Below are 23,746 nucleotides of genomic sequence, written 5' to 3'. Positions count from 1 at the left end.
ATTGCCAACCGGAAAAATTAACTATTTTTATGATTCCAAATTTTCCTTAATAAAATCGCCATCTTTTGAAACATCAAAAAAAAATTTTAGCGATTGAAAATGAACATCAAACAATTAAAACCCACGAATGAAAACAGCCATTTCACTTTCTCTAATGTCTTCACTTTTTGTCAACGCTCAACAAAAATCGGAACTGACGGCAGAAATGGCAAACAAACTGGCATCAATGCCTCTGAAATGCATCAACCTAGAATATCCAAATAAAACCGCGCACGTCATCAATTCTGAAAAAGATGCAGTCCTGACGCCGAAAGAATTGCACCCGAGTTTTTACGGCTGTTTCGATTGGCACAGCTCTGTTCACGGACATTGGATGTTGGTGAGATTATTAAGGACTGAACAAAATTTGGAAAACAGAGACCAAATCATCTCTATTTTAGAAGCCTCATTTTCATCAGAAAAAATTAAAGAAGAAGCAAAATATTTTACAAAATATCAAGTCGCACAGAATTTTGAAAGAACTTACGGCTGGGCTTGGATTCTCAAACTGGATGAAGAATTGGCAAAATGGAATCATCCGAAAGCTAAATTCTGGCATCAGAATTTGAAACCTTTGACAGATGAAATCCTGAGACTTTGGAAAGCTTATTTACCAAAACAAACCTACCCAAACAGAACTGGTGTTCATCCAAACACCGCATTTGCAATGTGTTTCGCCATCGATTGGGCGAGACAGACGGGTGATAAAATCTTCGAGAAAGAATTGTCTGACAAAGCCAAAATTTTCTATTTGAACAACACAAAAACGCCGGCTTATTTGGAGCCTGACGGAAGTGATTTCTTCTCGCCAAGTCTGGAAATTGCAGAATTGATGAGCAGAATTATGCCACAAAAAGAATTTGAAAAATGGCTGAGTAATTTCTACGAAAAAAGGAGTTTGGAAAATATCGAACAAATTCCCATCATCAGTGATTTGAACGATTATCAAACCGTTCATCTGGTTGGATTATCGTTTTCGAAAGCTTGGGCAATGAAAAATATTGCGAATGGTTTACCAGAAGGAAATAAACTTAGAAAAAAATTTGAAATTACGCGGGAGAAATTCATCGAGAATTCGCTTCCGATTATTTTTCAAGGAAATTATGGTGGCGACCAATTGGTTGGCGAGTTTTGCGGTTTATGCGATGACCAATTAGAAAAACGATTTTATCATTAAAATTGTTTTAAAATATTCCTTATTTAAAATTTAAAATGAACTTTTCTGTTACCAATTCCCAAAACGATAATCCTTTTTCAATCAATTGCAATGGCAGATTGGTTGATTTGTCGAAGCCAAAATTAATGGGAATTTTGAACCTCACGCCCGATTCTTTTTCGGATGGCGGGAAATTTAATTCTGAAAAAAATGCGCTGATACAAGCAGAAAACCTCCTGAAAAACGGCGCAAGCATCATCGATATTGGCGCACAGTCTACGCGACCAAATGCAGAATATTTGAAGGCTGATGAGGAAATCCGAAGAATTGGAAATGTGATTTCATTAATCAAAAAAGAATTTCCGGAAAGTTTGATTTCGCTGGACACGTTTTATGCTGACGTTGTGAAATTTGGTTTTGATGAAGGAATCGATTTGGTGAATGACATTTCGGCTGGACAATTTGATTCTGAACTTCTGAATGTGGTTTCGCAAACGGGTTTACCTTATATATTGATGCACATCAATCCGAGTTACGAATCGATGCACGAGAAAATTAAGTTTGATGATATCATTTTGTCAATCAATCGATTTTTCTCAGAGAAATTATTAGAATTAAATCAAAAAGGAATCAAAGACATCATCCTCGACCCAGGTTTCGGATTTGGAAAAACGGTTGACGACCAATACAAAATGATTGATGAATTTGAATACATCGGTTTTGGAAAATATCCTATTCTTGCAGGAATCTCGAAGAAGTCATTTATCTACAAACCATTGGGGAAACAAGCCAATGAAGTTGAAAAAGAAACTTTAGATCTACATTTGAAATTAATAGAAAAAGGCGCGAAGATCATCCGCCTGCACAATCCAGAAACTTTGAAGCTCTGAGTATGAAAAGATTATTACTGTACATCAGGAAAGTTCTCAAGAGATCTTTTGATAACATTCATAATGAAAGGCTGAAGGAAAACCTTCTGCAGGCTGTTCCATTTTGGATTGGCTCTATCATTACGGGAATCATTGCAGTTTTGTACGCTCAGATATTTGCTTTTGGCGAGCACACACTCAATAAGATATTGAATTGGAATCTTTGGATGATCTTCATTATCACGCCTATTGGTTTCGTGCTTTCCTGGTGGCTGGTAAAGAAATATGCGCCGTTTGCAAAGGGAAGCGGAATTCCGCAGGTAATGGCCGCCGTAGAACTTGCCAATCCAAAAGACAATCATTTGATCTATAAATTATTGAGTCTAAGGATCATCATTATAAAAATTCTTTCCAGTTTCGTTTTGGTTTCTAGCGGAGGCGCAATTGGACGTGAAGGACCGACCATTCAGATCGCTGGTTCTGTGTTCCGAAAAGTTTATGAGCTCCTACCCGACTGGTGGCCAAAAATTTCTAAGAAAAATATGATTTTGACCGGTGCGGCAGCTGGACTTTCCGCCGCTTTCAACACACCACTTGGAGGAATTGTTTTTGCGGTGGAAGAATTGTCGAAGACGCACATCAATTATTTCAAAACTGCCTTGTTCACGGCGGTTATCATTGCTGGACTTACAGCGCAATCTTTTGCTGGTTCTTATTTATATCTTGGCTATCCAAAAACGAGCGATGTGACTTTGTGGATTATGTTCCCGATTGTTTTCACTTCTGGCATTTGTGGAATACTGAGCAGTCAGCTTTCTGTGGCAATGTTGAAAATCAATCGATTAAAAAAGAAATTAAAAACCGATTTTTCCAATGTCGTATTTCTTGTAATCTGCGGACTCATCGTTGCTACAATTGCCTATTTCATCAATAGAGATATTCTTGGTTCTGGAAAAGACATTATAGAGAGGGTTCTGTTTACAGAAAATAAAACGGAAGCTTGGTACGTTCCAATTCTCAGAATGTTGGGTCCGGCTTTGGCTTTTACATCTGGTGGCGCAGGTGGAATTTTTGCACCGGCGCTTTCTACTGGCGCATCTATTGGAAGTGTTTTTGCGAACATTATGAATCTTACGGATAATGAAACGAATGTTTTGATCTTGGCAGGAATGGTCGCTTTTCTCACAGGAATTACACGAGCGCCTTTTACATCAGCGATTTTGGTTTTGGAAATGACGGACCGACATTCTTTGATATTTCACTTGATGTTAGCCGGGATGATGTCGTCAATTTTTTCTGTTCTAGTGAGCCGTCATTCTTTGTACGAGGTGCTTAAAGTCAATTTTATTAATGATATTAAAAGTGAAAAATAGTTATACACGACACACATTTAAGATTATATAAATGTTAAAATCATAATTTATTAACGTTTGTTAAGTTTTTTTTCATAATTTTGAAATGAATCAAAAAATAAATTTTTATTATGAAAAAAATTCTATTCTCTTTAGTAGCATTGGCAGGCCTGTCCACATCCAATGTTATGAATGCTCAAACAGTCCTATTTGAAGACAGTTTTGAAACGTACACAGATTTTGCAATTGCAAATGTAGGTGCCTGGACACTTACAGATGTTGATTTGAAACCAACTTATGGTTTTACAGGAATTACATTTCCAAATACTCAGGTTGCTAAATCTTTTCAGGTTTTCAATTCAAACACAACTACACCTCCAATGACACCTTCTGAAACTTCAGATTGGAGTGCTAGAACAGGAGAAAAAATGATGGTCAACTTTGCTGCAACCACTGCACCTTGGAACAATGACTGGATAATTTCTCCACAAGTGCAGTTAACGGCTGGTCTAGGAGCTTCTGTAAGCTTTTGGGCTAAAGGTTGTGATGCCGAGTATGGCGCAGAAAAATTCAAAGTTTTGGTTTCTACTACCGGAACAGCAGTTTCTAATTTCACAGCAGTTTCAGCTGTTGTAACAACTCCAAGCGATGCCCTGTGGCACGAATACACTTACAATCTGAATGCGTACTCAGGACAACAAATTTATATTGCTATTCAGACAACATCTGAGGATCAGTTTGGATTTGCAATTGATGACTTCAAAGTTGTAACTGCTCCTCTTCCAGTTGTAGCTCCTGGATGTTCCACATTGACTTCACCTGCAAATGGTGCGACAAATCTTGCTTTTGCTTCTCAAACACTATCTTGGTCTGCTCCAACGACAGGAACCGCTGATTCGTATGATGTTTATTTGGATAAAACAGAAAACCCAACAACACTTGTGGGTAACATTTCTGGAACAAGCTACACAGCTACAAATCTAGATGCATCATCTACTTATTACTGGAGAGTAGTTCCTAAAAACACTGTTGGTTCAGCTACTGGATGTACCACCGTTTATTCTTTCACTACTGCAGCTCCTGCATACTGTACGGCAGGCGCAACTTCCACTAGTTTTGAAAAGATAACAAACGTTACATTTGCCGACATCAACAAAAGCTCAACAGCTACCGCAGGCTATGAAGATTTCACTTCAACCGTAGGAAATGTAACAGCTGGAAGTACTTACACTTTTACCGCTACATTCTCAGGAACATCTTTTTCCAATGATCAAGTTTTAGTTTGGATTGATTTGAATAACGACAAAGACTTTGCAGATGCAGGAGAACAAGTTTTAGTTACTCCAACAAAGGTATCACCTTGGACAGGATCTATAACAATTCCTGCTACAGCTACTATTGGAACAACACGTATGAGAGTTAGATTGCACGACAGTTCATTAGGAGGAAACGTTACACCTTGTGGCACTTCTACGTACGGACAAGTTGAAGATTACACTCTAAACATTGGAACACTAGCAGTTTCAGACGTTTCTAAAAATGGAATCAAAGCTTATCCAAACCCTGTTAAAGATATCTTCAACATCGAAACTCAAGGAAAAATCAAATCTATCAGAGTATTTGATGTAACTGGAAAACAATTGTTGACAAAAGAAATCAACGAAGCTAAATCTCAAATCGATTTCAGCAAGTTCAACTCTGGAGTTTACGTTGTAACAACAACTATGGAAGATGGCTCTACTACTTCTAATAAAGTAATCAAGAAATAATCATTTTTAAAATCAAATTTTAATCCCGTCAATTTTGACGGGATTTTTTTATGCTAAGTGTTTGTAGTTTAGAAAAAAGTTGTACTTTTGCAACTCGAATTTTTAATTAATAAATTAACATTATGAACAATTACGAAACTGTTTTCATTTTAACTCCCGTTCTATCTGATGCTCAGGTGGAGGAAGCAGTGAAAAAATTTGAAGATCTATTGACTTCAAACAATTGCGAAATCGTTGCCAAAGAAAATTGGGGACTTAAGAAATTAGCTTATCCTATTCAATTGAAAAAGAATGGTTTTTACACACTGATCGAATTCAAAGGAGAAGGAACTGTAGTTGCAGATCTTGAAACTGCTTTCAAACGTGATGAGAGAGTGATCCGTTATTTAACGACTAAACTTGACAAACACGCTATCGATTATGCAGTAACAAGAAGAAGCAAAATCAAATCTGCTAAAGCTTAATTATTAACCTTTTAAAATTTTAAAATCATGGCAATAGATGATATGGCAAAACAAGCCTCTGCTGGAGGTGAATCTGAAGTAAAATTTCTTACTCCACTTGATATCAATACAAAAACTGATAAAAAGTACTGTAGATTCAAAAAATTCGGAATTAAGCATGTAGATTACAAAGATGCTGACTTCCTTTTACAATTCGTAAACGAACAAGGTAAGATCTTACCAAGAAGATACACAGGAACTTCTCTTAAATACCAAAGAAAAGTATCTGCAGCTATCAAAAGAGCAAGACACCTTTCTTTGATGCCTTACGTAGCAGATCTTTTGAAATAAGACAAAAATAAATAAAGGAAGTAGGTTCGCCTGCTTCTTTTGTTGCTGAATTAATATTAAATTCTAACGAAGTGATGAGAAAACCGGATTTAAAACCCGGAACTCGGATCTCTAAAACGGACAACAACAATGGAAATTATCCTAAAACAAGACGTAGAGAACTTAGGACTTGAGTTCGATACAGTAAATGTAAAACCAGGTTACGCTCGTAACTTTTTACTACCTCAAGGTTTTGCTTTATTAGCAACGCCTAAAAACAAAGCAGCTCTAGAAGCGACTTTGGAATCTAGAAAAGAAGAAGAAGCTAAATTGGTAGCTACTGCAAATGCTGTAGTAGATCAATTGAAGAAAACATCTGTAACGATCCCTGCAAAAGTAGGAACTGGAGACAGACTATTCGGTTCTATCAACAATGCTGACCTTGCTGCTGCTTTGGCAAAAGCTGGTGTAAACGTTGATAAAAAATATATAAAAATCCCTGGAAACACAATCAAAAGAACTGGTACAGTGACTGCATTGATCAGACTTCACAGAAATGTAGAGTACAACTTTGATTTCAACATCGTTTCTGATGCTCCAGTAGAGGCTCCAAAACCAGCAGCTCCAAAAGCTAAAGTTGAAGAGGAGACTCCTTCTGAAGAAGCTTAATTAGATTTTAAAAATCATAAAAAAACCATCCCGATATTTTCGAGATGGTTTTTTTTGTGAAATGTACTTCCTATGATTTTTTCGGTTTCCAAGTATTGAAAAACTCTTTCACTTTCTCAAGACTGTAGCCACTTCCCTCTTCCAACACTGCACTATCCTGCGTATGGATTTGTGTTCCATTCTCATCCAAAATGATGAAAACCGGATAACCAAACTTCTCTCCAGGATTGCCATAACTTGTGAAAATTTTCTCATTTTTATTTTCTGGCGACCAGTTCAGATGGTAGTAAACAAAATTATCATCAACCAATTTTTTAAGTTCTGGCGTTTGCTGCACATAGTTGTTGAATCTCAAACACCAGATGCACCAGTTTCCACCAGCTTGTACAACTACATTTTTATGTTCTTTTTTAGCAAGTGCAACCGCATTTTTTATTTCCAATTCTGCATTGGCTTCAGGATGGTAAGGTTTCGGTAATTTGGCCTTTTCCTCTGCCGCAGCTTTCTTTTTAGCTTCCAATTGTTCTTTGCTCAAAGGCTTATCTTGAGTTTGTGCACTGACTGCGGAAAATGTGACAAGACTTGCAAGAAAAAGTATTTTTAAGATGTTTCTTTTCATTTTTATTAAAATATTGATTTTTACAACACCAAATTTAAGCAATTATCCAGCCATTTTTCAGTATATTTGCCAATAAACACATAGTTTGAATCAATTTCTATTCAATATATTATTATTAATTTCAAAATTACCACTGAAGATATTATATATATTTTCAGATATTTTGTTTTTCACTACTTATTATATTGTAGGCTATAGAAAAAAGGAAGTTTTAGAAAATCTAAAGAACTCTTTTCCTGAAAAGTCAGATGAAGAAATTAATATGATTTCCAAAAAGTTTTTCGCAAACTTCTGCGATTATCTTGCAGAGATGCTAAAAGCTTTTACAATCAGCAATGTCGAGTCCAGAGTGAGGATGCAACACTTAAACCAAGATCTTTTCCACGAAGCGAAATCAGAAGGAAAAAACGTCATTCTTCTGTCTGGTCACGTTTTCAATTGGGAATGGTTCAATGCTCTGAAAACAATCGTTCCTCAGGAAAACTCACATCCTGTTTACAGAAGAATGAGTAACAAATTTTGGGAACAAAAAATAAAGACCATCAGAAATAGATTCGACAACCAGTCTCTGGAAGCTAATGATGTCATCAAACATATTTTCCGAAATCCTAATGACGGAAATTCTATTTATATGTTCGTAGCAGACCAAACGCCTCACGTTTCCAACGTCAACTATGGACTTAAGTTTTTGAATCAGAAAACACCGGCTTTCATCGGCTATGATAAATTGTCTACCAGAATGGATATGGCTTTTATCTATTGCGAAATGAAGAAAGTGAAACGTGGTTACTATCAAGTGAACTACCACAGGATCTATCCCGATGGAGAGAAGTTTGTGGAGCACGAGGTAGTGAAAAAATTCCATAAACTTTTGGAAAATACCATCAACAAAAGACCTGATAATTGGCTCTGGTCGCACAGAAGATGGAAGTACCAAGACGCAATCAAAACCTACGAAGAATAGATGACTCTCGCAATTGCAATCCTAAATTGGAACGGAAAAAACTGGCTGGAAAAATTCCTCCCGTCTGTCATTCTACATTCCAAAGAAGCGGAGATTTATGTGATCGACAATGCTTCGACCGACGATTCTATTCCATTTTTAAAATCAAATTTCCCATCAGTCAAAATCATTCAAAATGAGAGCAACTCTGGTTTTGCAACAGGTTATAACCAAGGATTGAAATCCATAAAAGCAGATATCTATTGTTTACTGAATTCCGATGTGGAAGTGACCGAGAATTGGATTGCTCCAATTTTAAGATTATTCTCCGAAGATCAAAATATCGCAGCGATCCAACCGAAGATTCTGGATTACAATCAGAAGGATAAATTTGAATTTGCTGGTGCTGGTGGCGGATTGATAGACAATCTCGGTTATCCGTATTGCCGAGGAAGAGTTTTTGAAAATATAGAATTTGATAACGGACAATATGACGACGAGACCGAAATCTTTTGGGCATCTGGCTGTTCCTTATTTATGCGTTCCGAGGATTTTTGGAAAATGAATGGTTTTGATGAAAGATTCTTTGCACATCAAGAAGAAATCGATCTTTGCTGGAGACTTAAAAATGAAGGTAAGAAGATTTATTACACCGGAAAATCCAAAGTTTATCACGTTGGTGGTGGCACGTTGAAAAAGGAAAATCCAGAGAAAACCTATCTAAATTTCAGGAATAATCTGTCAATGATGTTGAAGAATCTTCCAGCTTCGAAAGTATTTTTCATCTTGTTTTTCAGATTGCACCTTGATGGTTATGCCGCTTTTTATTTGGCTTACAAAAATGGATGGCGATTTCTTTGGGCAGTTTTGAGGGCACACGTCTACTTTTATATTCAGCTTCCCAAGTCGATACAACTGAGACAGCAACATCAGATCGATCCATATTACCAAATAAAGTGGTTGATGTTCAAGCATTTTTTAGGATCAAAAAAAATAATAAAAGAATGAACTTCATTGCCTTAGATTTCGAAACCGCGACTCACGAAAAAAACTCAGCTTGCGAGCTGGGAATTTGCATCGTGGAAGATGGCGTGATCAAAGAAACCAAATCTTGGCTCATCAAACCGCCTTCTTATCCATATTTCAATTATCACAATGTCGCGGTTCACGGCATCAACCCGGAAGATGTGAGGCACGCTCCTACTTTTGGAGATATTTGGTATGAAATAGAAAATCTGATGTACGGAAATCTAATGATTGCTCACAACGCCTCTTTCGATGCGAATGTTCTGCGTGGTTGCTTGGATCATTATGGATTTTTTACGCCAAAAATTAATTATCTGTGCAGTATTGGCGTTGCAAAAAAAGCTTGGAAAAATCTGAAAAGCTATGGATTGAAAAGCCTGGCAGAACAACATCAAATCGACTTCAATCACCACAGAGCTGATGCTGATGCAGAAGTTTGTGCGAAGATCTCATTATTGAGTTTTGAAAGATTGATGATCTCTAGAAATGATGAGATCAAAGAAGTTTTTAATAAGAAAATTAAGTTTTTGTAGAATAATTTTAGATTTAGTAGATGTTAATTACTTAAAACCTCAGAGACTAAATTAAACTTCGGAATTCCAACATTGAAGGTTCCTTTCTCAGCATTTTCAAAAACATAATGTCCTTCCATATTTCCAACACCTGATTTTAAAATCACATTAGAAAAGTAATTGAACTTCTCGCCACCTTCAATCACCGGCGTTAGTCCGATCACGCCAGCACCTTCAACTTCTGTGAATCCAAAACCAAGGTCATAGATCATCCATCTTCTCGACAGGAGCTTTACAGGAACAACTCCAAGATTCTCGATTTCGATATTGTAACGGAAAACAAAACGGTTCTCAGATGGGTAACTGTTGAAGTTATCGTACTCAGTGGTGACACTGACTCTTATTTCGGATGTATTTTTAGAAACCATTTCTGCTAGATTTTAAAATTGAGATACAAATATCCCGCCGATTGTTGGATTAGAAAATTACAATTTGGTTAAATCCATCGTCAATGTACATTTTCGTTTTATTCAATCGGTTAATTTTCTTAATTTTGTGTATCTAAAAAAGTAAAAAGAAAGAAATGAATTCCTACAAAAACCCATTGGAAGAGCGCTATTCCAGTGAAGAAATGCTATTTAATTTTTCGCACAACAACAAGTTCCGCACTTGGAGAAAACTTTGGATTGCTCTCGCTGAAATCGAAAAAGACCTTGGACTTGAAATTACAGACGAGCAGATCGCTGAATTGAAAGCCAACGCAGAAAACATCGATTATGACAAAGCGGCAGAATATGAGAAGAAATTCCGCCACGATGTGATGGCTCACGTTCATACTTATGGTGACGTGGCGCCTTCTGCCAAAGGAATTATCCACTTAGGAGCAACTTCAGCTTTTGTAGGAGACAATACAGATTTGATACAGATCCGTGACGGACTTTTGATTTTAAAGAAAAAGTTGGTGAACGTGATGAAGAATCTTGCCGATTTTTCGATTCAATATAAAGACCTTCCAACTTTAGGATTTACCCATTTCCAACCAGCTCAATTGACAACTGTTGGAAAAAGAGCAACACTTTGGTTACAAAGTTTAGTTTTAGATATCGAAGAGCTTGATTTTTTCTTAGAGACTTTACGTTTCAGAGGCGTGAAAGGAACAACTGGAACGGCAGCAAGTTTCCTAGAGCTTTTCAACGGCGATTATTCTAAAGTAAAACATCTTGACAAAGAATTGTCAAAAAGATTCGGTTTCGAAAAAGTTTTCGGCGTTTCCGGACAGACTTACGACAGAAAAATCGATGCGAAAGTGGTCGCTTTATTAGGAAATATCGCTCAGTCTGCTCATAAATTCACGAATGATTTACGTTTGCTTCAAAATTTGAAAGAAGTTGAAGAACCTTTCGAAAAAAACCAAATCGGTTCATCTGCAATGGCTTACAAACGTAACCCAATGAGAAGTGAAAGAATCGGAGCATTGGCAAAATATGTTATGTCTTTGACAACCAGTTCTGCAATGGTGGCTTCAACGCAATGGTTTGAAAGAACATTGGACGATTCAGCCAACAAAAGATTGACCATTCCGCAAGCGTTCTTGGCAGTTGATGCAATCTTGTTGATCTGGAACAATATTATGAACGGAATCGTGGTTTATCCAAACAGAATCAACAAACACATCGAAGAAGAACTTCCTTTTATGGCAACAGAATACATCATTATGGAAGAGGTGAAAGCTGGTGGCGACCGTCAGGAAATCCACGAAGTAATAAGACTTCACTCAATGGAAGCTTCCAAAAAAGTAAAAGAAGAAGGTAAAGAAAACGATTTGATCGAAAGGATTTTGAATGATGAAACTTTAAAGCTTGATAAATCAAAATTAAAAGAAGTCCTTGATCCGAAAAACTTTATCGGTTTTGCACCCATCCAAACGGAGGAATTCATTGCGAATGAAGTTCAGCCGATTTTGGATGCGAACAGCGAATTGATCGGTTTGGAATCTGACCTAAAAGTATAATCTGTGCAGCTTCGGCTGCATTTTTTTGTTATAAAATAAATCTAATAAATGATTTTAGAATGAAAGCTAAAATCTCATATCTATAAAAATGAATAAAAGAATTTTCGTAGAAAAAAGAGGAATTTTCGATGTAGAAAGTCCAAAAATTTTTGATGAAGTAAAAGGGGTGGTTCCGTCTATCCAAAGTGTAAAAGTGTACAACGTGTACGATATTTTTGGATTAAATGACGGTGAATTTGAAAAAGTGGTCAACAGTACTTTCGTGGACCCGGTTACCGATATTTTAATCGAGGAAAATCCTGCAGAAGGAGTTTATTTCGCATTGGAATTTTTGCCCGGACAATACGATCAGCGTGCAGATTCTGCGCAGCAGTGTATCGCTTTACTGACTGGAAATGAGAAATCAAAAGTGAGAAGCGGTAAGCTTATGCAGTTTGAAGGCATTTCAGAAGCTGATTTGGTGAAAATCAAAGACCTTTTGATCAATAAAGTGGAATCTCAGGAAAAAGATTTAGCAACACTGAATATTCCTGCAGAAGAAACGCCTTCAAAAGTGATTGTTCACGAAGGTTTTATCAATTTTGATGATGCTCAGTTGGAAGAATTCTTTAATTCTCACGGCTTTGCATTGGGATTGGATGATTTGAAATTCATTCAGGAATACTTTAAAACTGAACAGAGAAATCCTACAGAAACTGAACTGAAAGTTTTAGATACTTATTGGAGTGACCATTGCCGTCACACAACGTTTGAAACAGAACTATCTAATATTGAATTTGAAGGTCAGTTTAAACATACATTGGAAACTATTTTCAATGATTATATCGAAAAAAGAAAATTCTTAGGACGCGAATTGAAACCAATCTCTCTAATGGATTTGGCGACCGTTTGCGGAAGATATTTCCATAAAACAGGCAACCTGGAGAATTTGGTGGTTTCTGACGAAATCAACGCCTGTACGATTCAGATCGAAGCTGAATACGACGGTAAAAAAGAACCGTGGTATTTATTATTCAAAAACGAAACGCATAATCACCCAACAGAAATTGAACCTTTTGGAGGTGCTTCAACGTGTTTAGGTGGTGCAATCAGAGATCCTTTGTCCGGACGTTCTTTTGTTTTCCAGGCGATGAGATTGACGGGTGCTGCTGATGTTTTGGAACCTGTAAGTCATACATTACCAGGAAAGTTACCTCAAAAAACAATCACAAAACAGGCTGCGAACGGCTATTCTTCTTACGGTAACCAAATCGGTTTAGCGACCACAATGGTTTCTGAAATCTACGATGAAGGCTACAAAGCAAAAAGAATGGAAGTTGGTTTTGTTACCGGCGCCGTTCCTGTGGATTGGGTAAGACGTGAAAAGCCTGAAGCTGGTGATTCGATCATCATTTTAGGTGGTGCGACTGGTCGTGACGGTGTTGGTGGAGCAAGCGGAAGTTCGAAAGAACAAGACGAAACTTCTATCCACACGATGAGTTCTGAAGTTCAGAAAGGAAACGCTGTGGAAGAACGCAAAATCCAGAGATTATTCAGAAATCCTGAAGTGACGAGACTGATTAAGAAATCAAATGATTTCGGAGCTGGAGGAGTTTCTGTAGCTATCGGGGAAATCGCTGATTCTTTGGAAGTAAATTTGGATGTTTTACCTTTAAAATATGAAGGTTTGAACGGAACCGAGCTCGCCATTTCTGAATCTCAGGAAAGAATGGCCGTTGTGGTTGAGCCAAAAGACAAAGAACAGTTCATCAAGTTCTGTGAAGCAGAAAACATTGTGGCTGTGGAAGTTGCAAAAGTGACAGATTCAGGAAGAATGCAGATGTTCTGGAAAGGTGATAAAATTGTTGATCTTTCAAGAGAATTTCTCGATACAAATGGTTGTTCTAAAATTCAGGAAGTTAAGATTACGCATCTTAATGAAGTGAAAGAAGAAACTCAGGTTTTCAATGAAGAGAATTTCTTGAAAATTCTTGCGGATAAAAACGTTGCTTCTCAAAAAGGTTTATTGGAGATGTTTGATTCATCAATTGGTGCGACTACGGTTGCGATGCCTTTAGGTGGAAAATACCAGCAGACTTTGATGGAAGGAAGCGCTCAGACTTTACCGATCTTAGGAGCAAGAGATATTGAAACCGTTTCCTTTGCAAGTTGGGGATTTGATGCTGAAATTTCAAAACAAAACTCATTGTTGGGAGCTTCTTACGCAGTCGTTGAAAGTGTAGCGAAAATCGTTGCGATGGGTGGCGATTATAAAAATATAAGATTAAGTTTTCAGGAATATTTTGAGAAATTAGGTCAGAATGCTGAAAAATGGGGCAAGCCTTTGGCTTCACTTTTGGGAGCTTATGATGCGCAAATCAACTTCGGTTTAGCGGCCATTGGAGGTAAAGATTCAATGAGTGGGACGTATCAGGATTTGAATGTTCCGCCAACGTTGATTTCATTCGCGTGTGCCAATGGAGAAAAGAAAAATGTCATCTCTCCGGAATTTAAACAAGCTGGAAATAAACTCTATTTCTTCGACCATATTCCTCAGGAAAACGGACTTCCTAACTATGATAATCTGAAGACGATTTTTGAATTGATTTTCGAAAATATCAAGACCGGAAAAATAGTTTCTGTGAAGACTGTGAAAGAAGGTGGCGTTGCCGTTGCTTTAGCGAAAATGAGTTTCGGAAATCGATTGGGTGCTGAGATTAGTATTGCTGATGAGAACGTTTTATTAGCTAAAAATATCGGTAGCTTGATTATAGAATCAACAGAAGAATTAAGTTCTGTTAATCTTCAACTTATTGGTGAAGTTAACAATTCTAAAGATTTAAAATTAAATAATTTAAATCTATCAATTGAAAATTTACTCGAAGCTAATACGCGAACTTTTGAAAACCTTTTCTCGACGGTCGAAAAAGAAAAAACAACGGTTGAAATCGATGAGAAATTAAACTCCATCAACCCAAGAAATATTATCATTAAAAAACACGGAATTGCTCAGCCAAAAGTATTTGCACCGATTTTCCCGGGAACAAATTGCGAATATGATACGCTGAATGCATTCCAAAAAGAAGGCGCAATTGTTAGCAGTTTACCATTAATCAATATCAATCACCAATTATTGGATGAAAGTATTGATGCTTGGGTAGAAGAAATCAAAACGTCTCAGATTTTAGCATTCTCCGGAGGTTTCTCTGCGGGTGATGAGCCAGACGGTTCTGCTAAGTTTATCGTAAATGTTTTGAAGAACGAAAAGATGAGAAATGCCGTTCACGAATTGCTCGACAGAGACGGGATGATTATCGGAATCTGTAACGGTTTCCAGGCGTTGGTGAAGTCAGGATTGTTGCCTTACGGAAGAATCAAGGATTTGGATGAGAATTCTTCTACTTTGGCTCACAACGCCATCAGAAGACACATTTCCCAAATGGTGAATGTGAAAGTTTTAAACGACGAATCGCCTTGGCTGAAAGGAATGAAAGACCAAGTTTTCACCATTCCAATTTCTCACGGTGAAGGTCGTTTTATGGCGTCAGAAGCGGAAATTCAGAAGTTGTATGAGAACGGACAGATTGCGACTCAATATTTAGATTTGGATGGAAACATCGCTCACGGAATGCCTTTCAATCCAAACAACTCATTGTTCGGAATTGAAGGAATCACAAGTCCGTGTGGAAAAATCTACGGAAGAATGGGACATCCTGAGCGCTTTGCAGAAGGTTTGATGAAAAATATACCAACTGCGAATTATCACAACATCTTCAAAAATGGAGTCGAATACTTCAAATAAAAATAACAAGAAATCGGCTGTCATCAATGGCAGCCTTTTTTCTGATTTGTCGGGATTCTACAACGAAGTTTCCAATGTCTTTATGAAAGATGAAGATTGGAAAGTCGGGACTTTGGATGGTTTTGATGACATTCTTTATGGATTTCAAGGTGAAATCATCTGGAAAGATTCTGAGAAATCAAAACAGGATTTAGGTTTTGAAGCAACCAAAGTTTTTTACGAAAATAAAATCAAACAAGGAAAACCATTTAATATCAAATTAATTCAGCAAAAACTGGATGATTTGATTGCTGGAAACGGGCAAACTTTATTCGAAATTTTGGTTGAAATTATAGAATCGCACAAGAATATTACATTAATTTTGGACTGATTTAAAACAAGACAATGAACAAGATAATTTATGGATTATTCTTCGGAGACAGCATTACTTACGGCGAATATGATGGTATTTTTGGTGGCTGGGTCGATATTTTGAAACGATATGCGCTACAGAAATATAATGAAGGAAGTACGAATGAACTGATTCTTTTCAATCTCGGAATTGGTGGCGAAACTTCGGAAGGTTTGGTCAAACGGATTCCGCACGAGATGAAAGCCAGAAACTCCGCTGATGGAAATATCGTATTCATCGGTTATGGCGCCAATGATTTGGCTGTGAAAGATGGAAATCAAATGGTAAACGCTGAACAATTCAAAGCAAATATTGAAACCGCCATTCAAGATGCAAAGCTTTATTCAGAGAATATTTACTTTGTCAGCATTCTTCCTATTTCTGAAAAAATTGATTCTAAAGTCTCAACAACAGGAAAGATTAGAACTAACGAAAACATTTTGGTTTACAATCAAATCCTTAAAGATATCGCAACTGAAAACGCGTTGAGTTACATCGATTTTCATTCGGCTTTTTTAGAAGACAAAGAGATTCTGCTTTCCAAGGATGGCGTTCATCCCAACGAAAAAGGTTATGGAATGATGGCAGAAATCGCCCTTCCAATTATCGAAAAATATTTGTAAACATTCATCAATAAAGGCTTAAAACCTTTCTCAAATCGGGGAAGGTTTTTTTGTGAATTCATTTTTAGCACAGTCTTTGAATCAATCATAAAAATCTAAGATTATGAGTGCGGGAAATATCACAACAGTGTTGCTGAAAATATTAAAATGGCTGGGAATTACGATTGCTTCTATCCTATTTCTAATGTTCATTATTCCGATTCTATTTCCTGGGCAGATTTCGAATCAGGTCAAGATATTCGCCAACAAACATTTGGCTGGCGAACTCGATTATAAGAAAACGCACCTTAGTTTTTTCCGTCACTTTCCTTCTCTCACGGTTTCTGTGGATGATTTTCTATTGAAAGGCTCCAAACCTTTTGAACAAGACACGCTTCTCGCGGCCAAGGAAGTTGCGGCTGGAATCAATCTTAAAAATTTGATTTTCGATGGCGAAATAAAAATCGATGAAATCTATGTGAATGACGCTGTGGCCAATGTTTTCGTCAATTCCAAAGGTCAGGCGAATTATAATGTTTATGTTTCCAAGCCTTCCGAAAAGCCGAAAGATACGACTGAAGCTGGGGCATCCATCAAATTAGATTTAATTAAACTGAAAAACTGGAACATCAAATACAATGACCACGCAGCCAATGTTTTGGTAAATGCAAAAGGTCTTAATTACACAGGAAAAGGCGGATTGAGTGAAGATATTTTCGACCTCGAAACCGACCTTGGAATCGACAAACTTGATTTTGCATTAAATAGAATCTGGTACGCCAAAGAAAAATCACTTCACGCCGATTTGATTACGAGAATCAACACCAATGCCTTGACTTTCGTCTTGAGAAAAAATGAGTTGAGAATCAATGAACTGCCTTTAAAATTCACCGGTTTCGTCAGTATTTTAAAGGATGGTTATAATCTGAATATCAATGCGGCGTCGGAAAAAACAACGATTAAAGATATGTTGTCCGTTTTGCCTCCGCAATATTTAGGTTGGGTGAAGGACACGAAAATCGAGGGAAATAGCGATTTGTTCTTTAGTTTAAAAGGAAGATTCAGCGAGCCGAAAAACCAGAAACCCGATTTGAAAGCGAGTCTGAAAGTGAACAACGGTTTTGTTTCCAACAGCAACGCGCCAGTGCCGATGAACAATCTGAATCTGGATTTGAATGTTGATGTACCTTCGCTTGATACGAATAAACTCCTACTCGACTTGAGAAATCTGAGTTTTGACCTAGGAAAAAACAATAAATTCCGAGCCGTTGTGAAAACGCAGGGAATGGACGAAATGAAAATCAATGCCAACATCAAAGGTGGAATTGATTTGGCAACCTTGGATTCTGCTTTGGGATTGAAAGATATCGAACTGAAAGGCCTTATGAATACGGATATTCAATCGAACGGAATTTTCAATTTAGATAAAAAATTATTCCCAAAAACAAAAGGTTATCTGAATCTGAAAAACGGCTGGCTGAAAACGAAATATTATCCAAATGCAATTCAGAACATTAATATTTTAGCAAATATTTATAATACAGATGGGACTTTCAAAAGTCTGGGCGTTAAACTCGACCCATTCAAATTTGATTTTGAAGGAAATCCTGTTTTCGTAAATGCTGATTTGCAAAACTTCGAAGACTTATTGTATAAAGTCAGAGCAAAAGGCGTGCTGAATATTGGCCGAATCTATCAGGTTTTCAAGAAAGAAGGATTTGATGTGAGCGGTTTGATAATGGCGGATTTATCTTTAAATGGTCGTCAAAGTTATGCTACAACTGGACAATACAGCAAGCTTGATAACCGAGGAAACTTAATCTTAAAAAACATCAAAGCCACAACGGAATATCTTCCGAAATCATTCTTCATCAAAGAAGGAAATTTCGAGTTTGAAAATGAAAAAATGTGGTTCAGAAAATTCTTTGCGACTTATGGTAAATCCGATTTTGCTTTGAATGGTTATCTTTTAAACACCATCAATTATTTCATCGAACGAAAAGGAACTTTGCATGGGAAATTCCATCTCAAGTCCAATTATATTTTGATTGATGAATTTATGGCGCTGAAAGAAGGTGACAACAAAGACAAATCGTTGGCTGTAGAATATGCGAAAGAAGAAAATCCGAAAAGCAGTGGCGTCGTGATTGTTCCTACAAACCTGGATGTTTCATTGGAAGCGAATGCCAAAAAAGTTGAGTTCAAAGGACTTGGTTTGAATAATTTGGTTGGTTTGGCTTCTGTGAACAAGGGCGAAGTTTATCTTAAGAATACAACTTTCGATATTGTTGGAAGCCGAATGGGAATCGATGCGAGATATCAGAACGAATCGCCGATTACAGCCAATTACGATGTCGCTTTGAAAGTTGATAACTTCGATGTTCAGCGCGCTTACAAGGAAATCGATATGATTCGTGAAATGGCGACAGCAGCCAAAGATGTGAAAGGCGTTGTGTCTTTGGATTACAAACTGAAAGGTGATTTCGATGCGAATATGAAACCGATTTATCCATCATTGGAAGGTGGCGGAAATGTGAATCTAAAAGATGTCGAAGTCAAAAACCTGAAAATGCTCTCAGCCGTCGGAAATGATATTGGTGCTAATGCCTTCAACAATCCTGATATGAAGGGCGTTGACATCAAAACAAATATCAAAAACAATTTGATTCACGTGGACCCGTTTACTTTCAAAGTGTCAGTTTTAAGACCATCTATCAGCGGAACAACGAGTTTCAATGGCCTACTCGATTTCCGAATCCGAGTTGGATTGCCACCGGGCGGATGGATTGGTTTCCCAGTTGTGGTGACAGGAACACACGAGAAACCGAAAATCAAAATCTTCAGCAAAACCGGACAAGGCATTTTGGAAGCGCTTTATAATACAAAATCCAATAAAGTCATCCGAGAGGAAAAACGGGCTGAGAAAAAATCCCGAGCGCAACAACGAAAAGACAAACGCGCGCAGGAAAAGAAAGCTGAGAATGCGGAGAAGCAGGTTAGTAAAGATGTGAAAGAGAAATAAAGTGAAAGCTCCAATTATAATTGGAGCTTTCTTGTTTAAATCGTATTTGATTGTTACCCTAACATTTTTAGTATAACTTTAATTCTCTTTAAGTTCATTTTTCAATAATTCCTCCACTTTCTTTTCACTATTGGCAATAACCCATTTTTTAACATTTTTAGGTGGTCTTTTTTCTTTAATATAATATATGAATTTGATAGTATCCTTATAATCTTCTGCGTCGGGTTGTAATTCCGTATATTTTTCTAATGTCTCCAACATTCTATCAATCTCTTCATAGCTAAGACCTTCCGAGTAAAGTAGATTTCTATAGCTTTTACCAATAAAAAAATTAACTCCAAAAAATTGACCAGAGCTTTTATCAATTAAAGGGTATGCTTTTTCAAAATACATAATTGCTTTTTTAAAATTGCTCTCCTTTGCCATAAAATTATTAATTCCTCCGTACCAAAGAGCTGCAACATTCAAGCTATCAATTTTCAAAACTTCCTTAATAGTTTCTTCCGCATCATTATTTTTACCTTGGTTAATTAATGCTAAAGCAATTTGATTTTTGTACATCAAATCTTTTGGATTTTCTTTAAGCCCAATTTCAAATATTTTTTGAGCTTCTTCATATTTCCCATTTTGTAGTAAATCATTTCCTTTTTCAAAATAATCATTTTGTGCAAATACTATTTGAAAATTTAGAATCAGTAATAATTTAAATATTTTTTTCATCTTTATATTAAGCTATCTAAAATTAAATTTTATCGGAGATTTGTAAGCGATATATTCAGTGATAAAAATAACATTAATTCCAACACCATTCAACAAAAACAATCCTCAGCAAGTTCCGAAGTGGTAAAAGCTGGTTGGTCAAGTGGTCGCAACCGGTTCAGAACCACCTATGGATACTTCAATAACTTGTTGCAGGCGGTTATCTAAGTGGTCTCGGGCGGTTGAAGACTACCCAAAGGCGGTTGGTAAAATGGTCGAGACCATTTGTGGAACTGGTTGCAGGTACTTCGGAACCAGTTGCAACCATTTCCGAACCAGAGTAAGGGTAGTTCCGAACCAGGGTTACCCCCCTTCGGAACCACCCCCTATCAGATTTTATTTTTATTATAATTATGAGTCTCAATGAGCATTAGAAACATTTAATTTAAAATAACAAAGTAGAAAAATGCAAAAAATCAGAAAATGAATTATTTGTGAACAAAACTTTTTGGTAATTCAAGAAAAGCTTTATTTTTAGGCAAAACAAAAACAATGTCGTACTATCCATTAACCAGCATACCAGATTATTACTCCATAGACAGCCTATTGACCGAAGAACACAAGCTTATCCGCGAATCTGTAAGCAGTTGGGTCGAAAGTTTTGTAATGCCTAAGATTGATGAAGCAGCGCAGAATCACACCGATATTCCAGGGTTGATGAAGGAATTGGGCAACATTGGGGCTTTGGGACCTTACATTCCCGAGGAATATGGCGGTCCTGGACTTGACCAGATTTCCTATGGTCTAATAATGCAGGAGTTGGAAAGAGGCGATTCGGCAGTTCGTTCGGCAGCTTCTGTACAATCTTCATTGGTGATGTTTCCTATTTTTGAATTTGGTTCTGAAGAACAAAAAAAGAAATATTTACCAAAATTGGCATCAGGCGATTTGATCGGCTGTTTCGGATTGACGGAGCCCAATCACGGTTCTGACCCATCCTCAATGGAATCGAAATTCACAGACCAAGGCGACCATTATCTTTTGAATGGTGCTAAAATGTGGATCACCAACTCTCCAATTGCCGACATCGCCGTAATTTGGGCAAAAGGCGAAGACGGAAAAGTCCGAGGAATGATCCTGGAACGCGGAATGGAAGGCTTCACCACACCAACCACGCACAACAAATGGAGTTTGAGAGCTTCCAAAACGGGAGAATTGGTTTTCAATAATGTGAAAGTTCCGAAAGAAAATCTACTTCCTAATATTGAAGGTTTGAAAGGACCACTTTCTTGCCTCAACTCAGCGAGATACGGGATTTCGTGGGGTGTCATTGGGGCGGCAATCGACTGTTATTGCACGGCTGTTCAATATTCCAAAGAGAGAAAACAGTTTGGGAAACCAATTGGCGGATTCCAACTTCAACAAAAGAAATTAGCTGAATTTCTTACTGAAATCACGAAAGCACAATTGCTTTGTTTCCAACTGGGCAATTTGAAAAATGCACATAAAGCTTCGCCAGCACAAATCTCAATGGCTAAGAGAAATAACGTAAAAATGGCGATTGACATTGCTAGAGAATCGCGTCAAATGCTTGGCGGTATGGGCATAATGGGAGAATTTCCGATGATGCGTCACGCCGCGAATCTGGAATCTGTGATTACTTACGAAGGAACGCACGACATCCATTTGCTGATCACAGGAATGGATATTACAGGCATCAATGCCTTTGGATAAGACCAAATCAATCTTATATATTTTTAACAGCAACCTGCGGAATAATTTCGTAGGTTTTTTCGTTTCTATATTTATATCAATTATCATAAATGAAAAGAATAATTACAATTTTATTGTTGATTTCCACTTTGAACTCCTGTTTCTTAGCTATAACCGGCGCTCCTCATCAGCACTCATATAAAGAAGTTAATAATAAAGATGATTTGAAACTATTAGTTCATTGTATGTATTTGAATAAAACTTTCGAAGTTCATAATGCAAATACTCAAGATTCAATTTATATTAAGTCATCAAGTTTCAAAAGACCCAACGAGAAACTGTCATTAAATGATGCTAAATCAGATTCAGTTAAATATTACAATTGGAGGATTGGAGATCTAAAATATCATAAAAATTTACCAAAAGATGTAATTGAAATTACGAGAATTACAAAAGAAGGTAATCAAATTGATTACAAATTTATTGCTGATATTAAAGAAAAATAGTTTCTAAATGAAAAAATATGTTCTCCTATTTGTTCTGATTTCAATTTTCAATTTTGGACAGAATTTCCCTTCCAAACTTTCCAATGCAGCGCTTGAGTTGACCAAAGATAAAGTGGTTTATGACCCAGCCTACTTCGTTTTGAAATATCCGAACGGCGATGTTCCCGCTGACAAAGGCGTTTGTACCGATGTTGTGATTCGTGCTTACCGAAAATTGGGAATAGATCTGCAAAAGGAAGTTCACGAAGATATGGTGAAGAATTTTTCAAAATATCCGAAAAAATGGGGATTGAAAAGAGCTGATTCTAATATCGATCATCGCAGAGTTCCAAACCTGCAGGTATTTTTTGCTAAATTTGGAAAAGTGAAACCAATCACAAACAATCCCAATGATTACGTTCCTGGCGACATCGTAACTTGGGATCTGCCGAAAAATCTAACGCATATCGGAATTGTGGTTAACAAGAAATCACCTGACGGGAAACGTTATCTGATTGTCCACAATATCGGCGCTGGGCAGGTTTTGCAGGATTGTTTGTTTAGTTGGACGATCACGGGACATTATTTTTATCAATGATAATTGATGAGTGATAATTGATATTTTAAAATACTTATGAATAAACTTTTCCAAATATTAATGTTGAGTTTTTGTTTCTTGGTTCAGGCTCAGAACATCAAAATCATTCAAAAACCAATTGATTATTTTAAAGAAAAAATTGAGTTGAGTTTGGAATATATGAAGGAACATCACGGTCTGGATCAGAAAACTCCGAAGATCACTCCGAAGATCATCGTATTGCATTACACAGCTGGCGGAACGGTAGAATCCAATTTCAAATATTTCAACAATCTTCATCTTGAAAATCAAAGATCGACTTTGAAAAAACAGAGTTCGCTCAATGTTTCTTCCCACTACATCATCGACAGAGACGGAACAATCTATCAATTGGTTGATCCAGAACTATTCGCCAGACACACGATTGGCCTTAATTATTGCGCCATCGGCGTCGAAAATATTGGAAGCAAAGCGCAACCTTTGACCGACAAACAAGTGGAAGCCAACGCAGAACTGGTAAGATACTTAACAAAAAAATATCCGATTGAATACGTTATTGGACATTCGGAATATGGCATTTTCCGCAATTCAAAACTTTGGAAAGAATCTGACCCGAAATATTTCACAGGCAAAGCGGATCCAGGTGATGATTTTATGAAAAAGGTGAGAAGTAAATTGACGGATTTGAAATTGAAGAGTCAGCCGTAATTTTTCTAAAGAATAGTTTTTTTATCGCAT

The 23,746-nt window shown here is 37.0% G+C and carries 22 protein-coding genes; 19 read left to right on the top strand and 3 right to left on the bottom strand.

The genetic code is table 11. The features are described from left to right. Positions 1-127 precede the first annotated feature (127 nt). From PQ459_09955 to rplI, 7 genes are all read left to right on the top strand, one after another. Entirely contained in the window at positions 128-1,216 is a 1,089-nt protein-coding gene (locus tag PQ459_09955) for a DUF2891 domain-containing protein (protein ID WDF45222.1), read from the top strand. Positions 1,217-1,251: 35 nt separating this feature from the next. Next, on the top strand, positions 1,252-2,085 hold the full coding sequence (folP, locus tag PQ459_09950) for a dihydropteroate synthase (protein ID WDF45221.1): 834 nt from the start codon (positions 1,252-1,254) through the stop codon (positions 2,083-2,085). Positions 2,086-2,087: 2 nt separating this feature from the next. Beyond that, the gene (locus PQ459_09945; GenBank protein ID WDF45220.1) at positions 2,088-3,437 is read left to right on the top strand and encodes a chloride channel protein; all 1,350 of its coding nucleotides are present in this window, start codon (positions 2,088-2,090) and stop codon (positions 3,435-3,437) included. 110 nt (positions 3,438-3,547) lie between these two features. Further along, entirely contained in the window at positions 3,548-5,185 is a 1,638-nt protein-coding gene (locus PQ459_09940; protein ID WDF45219.1) for a GEVED domain-containing protein, read from the top strand. A 122-nt stretch (positions 5,186-5,307) separates the two neighbouring features. Further along, entirely contained in the window at positions 5,308-5,649 is a 342-nt protein-coding gene (rpsF, locus tag PQ459_09935; protein ID WDF45218.1) for a 30S ribosomal protein S6, read from the top strand. A gap of 27 nt (positions 5,650-5,676) precedes the next feature. Then, positions 5,677-5,979, top strand: coding sequence for a 30S ribosomal protein S18 (gene rpsR, locus PQ459_09930; GenBank protein WDF45217.1), 303 nt, complete (start codon positions 5,677-5,679; stop codon positions 5,977-5,979). Positions 5,980-6,108: 129 nt separating this feature from the next. Beyond that, positions 6,109-6,627, top strand: a complete 519-nt coding sequence (gene rplI, locus PQ459_09925) for a 50S ribosomal protein L9 (GenBank protein ID WDF45216.1) — start codon at positions 6,109-6,111, stop codon at positions 6,625-6,627. A gap of 70 nt (positions 6,628-6,697) precedes the next feature. On the opposite strand, the gene PQ459_09920 is transcribed toward rplI, so the two are convergent. Further along, positions 6,698-7,246 carry a thioredoxin family protein gene (locus PQ459_09920; GenBank protein ID WDF45215.1) on the bottom strand — a complete coding sequence of 183 codons (549 nt, stop codon included), beginning with the start codon at positions 7,244-7,246 and terminating at the stop codon, positions 6,698-6,700. 85 nt (positions 7,247-7,331) lie between these two features. On the opposite strand from PQ459_09920, the gene PQ459_09915 reads away from it, so the two are divergent. Genes PQ459_09915 through PQ459_09905 form a run of 3 tightly spaced genes read left to right on the top strand, consistent with a single transcriptional unit; the run spans position 7,332 to position 9,748 of the window. Beyond that, positions 7,332-8,210: a lysophospholipid acyltransferase family protein gene (locus tag PQ459_09915; GenBank protein WDF45214.1), complete on the top strand. Its 879-nt coding sequence runs from the start codon at positions 7,332-7,334 to the stop codon at positions 8,208-8,210. Further along, the gene (locus tag PQ459_09910; GenBank protein WDF45213.1) at positions 8,211-9,197 is read left to right on the top strand and encodes a glycosyltransferase family 2 protein; all 987 of its coding nucleotides are present in this window, start codon (positions 8,211-8,213) and stop codon (positions 9,195-9,197) included. Beyond that, complete coding sequence (locus PQ459_09905; protein WDF45212.1) at positions 9,194-9,748, top strand: 3'-5' exonuclease; 555 nt, start codon at positions 9,194-9,196, stop codon at positions 9,746-9,748. The genes PQ459_09910 and PQ459_09905 overlap by 4 nt, the downstream gene beginning before the upstream one ends. A gap of 23 nt (positions 9,749-9,771) precedes the next feature. On the opposite strand, the gene apaG is transcribed toward PQ459_09905, so the two are convergent. Beyond that, positions 9,772-10,155: a Co2+/Mg2+ efflux protein ApaG gene (apaG, locus tag PQ459_09900; protein ID WDF45211.1), complete on the bottom strand. Its 384-nt coding sequence runs from the start codon at positions 10,153-10,155 to the stop codon at positions 9,772-9,774. 155 nt (positions 10,156-10,310) lie between these two features. On the opposite strand from apaG, the gene purB reads away from it, so the two are divergent. The 5 genes from purB to PQ459_09875 all read left to right on the top strand — a co-directional run bounded on the left by purB (position 10,311) and on the right by PQ459_09875 (position 19,534). Then, on the top strand, positions 10,311-11,738 hold the full coding sequence (purB, locus tag PQ459_09895) for an adenylosuccinate lyase (protein WDF45210.1): 1,428 nt from the start codon (positions 10,311-10,313) through the stop codon (positions 11,736-11,738). 88 nt (positions 11,739-11,826) lie between these two features. Further along, positions 11,827-15,519, top strand: coding sequence for a phosphoribosylformylglycinamidine synthase (locus PQ459_09890; protein WDF45209.1), 3,693 nt, complete (start codon positions 11,827-11,829; stop codon positions 15,517-15,519). Further along, complete coding sequence (locus PQ459_09885) at positions 15,497-15,889, top strand: ribonuclease inhibitor (GenBank protein ID WDF45208.1); 393 nt, start codon at positions 15,497-15,499, stop codon at positions 15,887-15,889. The genes PQ459_09890 and PQ459_09885 overlap by 23 nt, the downstream gene beginning before the upstream one ends. Positions 15,890-15,903: 14 nt before the next feature. Continuing rightward, positions 15,904-16,533: a GDSL-type esterase/lipase family protein gene (locus PQ459_09880; GenBank protein ID WDF45207.1), complete on the top strand. Its 630-nt coding sequence runs from the start codon at positions 15,904-15,906 to the stop codon at positions 16,531-16,533. Between the two features lie 103 nt (positions 16,534-16,636). Next, the gene (locus tag PQ459_09875; GenBank protein WDF45206.1) at positions 16,637-19,534 is read left to right on the top strand and encodes an AsmA-like C-terminal region-containing protein; all 2,898 of its coding nucleotides are present in this window, start codon (positions 16,637-16,639) and stop codon (positions 19,532-19,534) included. Between the two features lie 78 nt (positions 19,535-19,612). Here PQ459_09875 and PQ459_09870 read toward each other — a convergent pair whose 3' ends face one another. Further along, positions 19,613-20,254, bottom strand: a complete 642-nt coding sequence (locus PQ459_09870) for a tetratricopeptide repeat protein (GenBank protein ID WDF45205.1) — start codon at positions 20,252-20,254, stop codon at positions 19,613-19,615. A gap of 531 nt (positions 20,255-20,785) precedes the next feature. Here PQ459_09870 and PQ459_09865 point away from each other — a divergent pair. The 4 genes from PQ459_09865 (at position 20,786) to PQ459_09850 (ending at position 23,716) form a co-directional block, all read left to right on the top strand. Further along, positions 20,786-21,967 carry an acyl-CoA dehydrogenase family protein gene (locus PQ459_09865; GenBank protein WDF45204.1) on the top strand — a complete coding sequence of 394 codons (1,182 nt, stop codon included), beginning with the start codon at positions 20,786-20,788 and terminating at the stop codon, positions 21,965-21,967. Positions 21,968-22,056: 89 nt separating this feature from the next. Continuing rightward, positions 22,057-22,452 (top strand): hypothetical protein, encoded by a 396-nt coding sequence (locus PQ459_09860; GenBank protein ID WDF45203.1) that lies wholly within the window; start codon positions 22,057-22,059, stop codon positions 22,450-22,452. A 7-nt stretch (positions 22,453-22,459) separates the two neighbouring features. Continuing rightward, on the top strand, positions 22,460-23,029 hold the full coding sequence (locus PQ459_09855) for a DUF1287 domain-containing protein (GenBank protein WDF45202.1): 570 nt from the start codon (positions 22,460-22,462) through the stop codon (positions 23,027-23,029). A 36-nt stretch (positions 23,030-23,065) separates the two neighbouring features. Next, positions 23,066-23,716, top strand: a complete 651-nt coding sequence (locus PQ459_09850) for a peptidoglycan recognition family protein (protein ID WDF45201.1) — start codon at positions 23,066-23,068, stop codon at positions 23,714-23,716. Positions 23,717-23,746 lie beyond the last annotated feature (30 nt).

The organism is Chryseobacterium sp. KACC 21268 (assembly GCA_028736075.1).
Taxonomy (GTDB): domain Bacteria; phylum Bacteroidota; class Bacteroidia; order Flavobacteriales; family Weeksellaceae; genus Epilithonimonas.
Note: the sequence above shows the minus strand (reverse complement) of the source record. Positions and strands in the feature narration are given on the sequence as shown.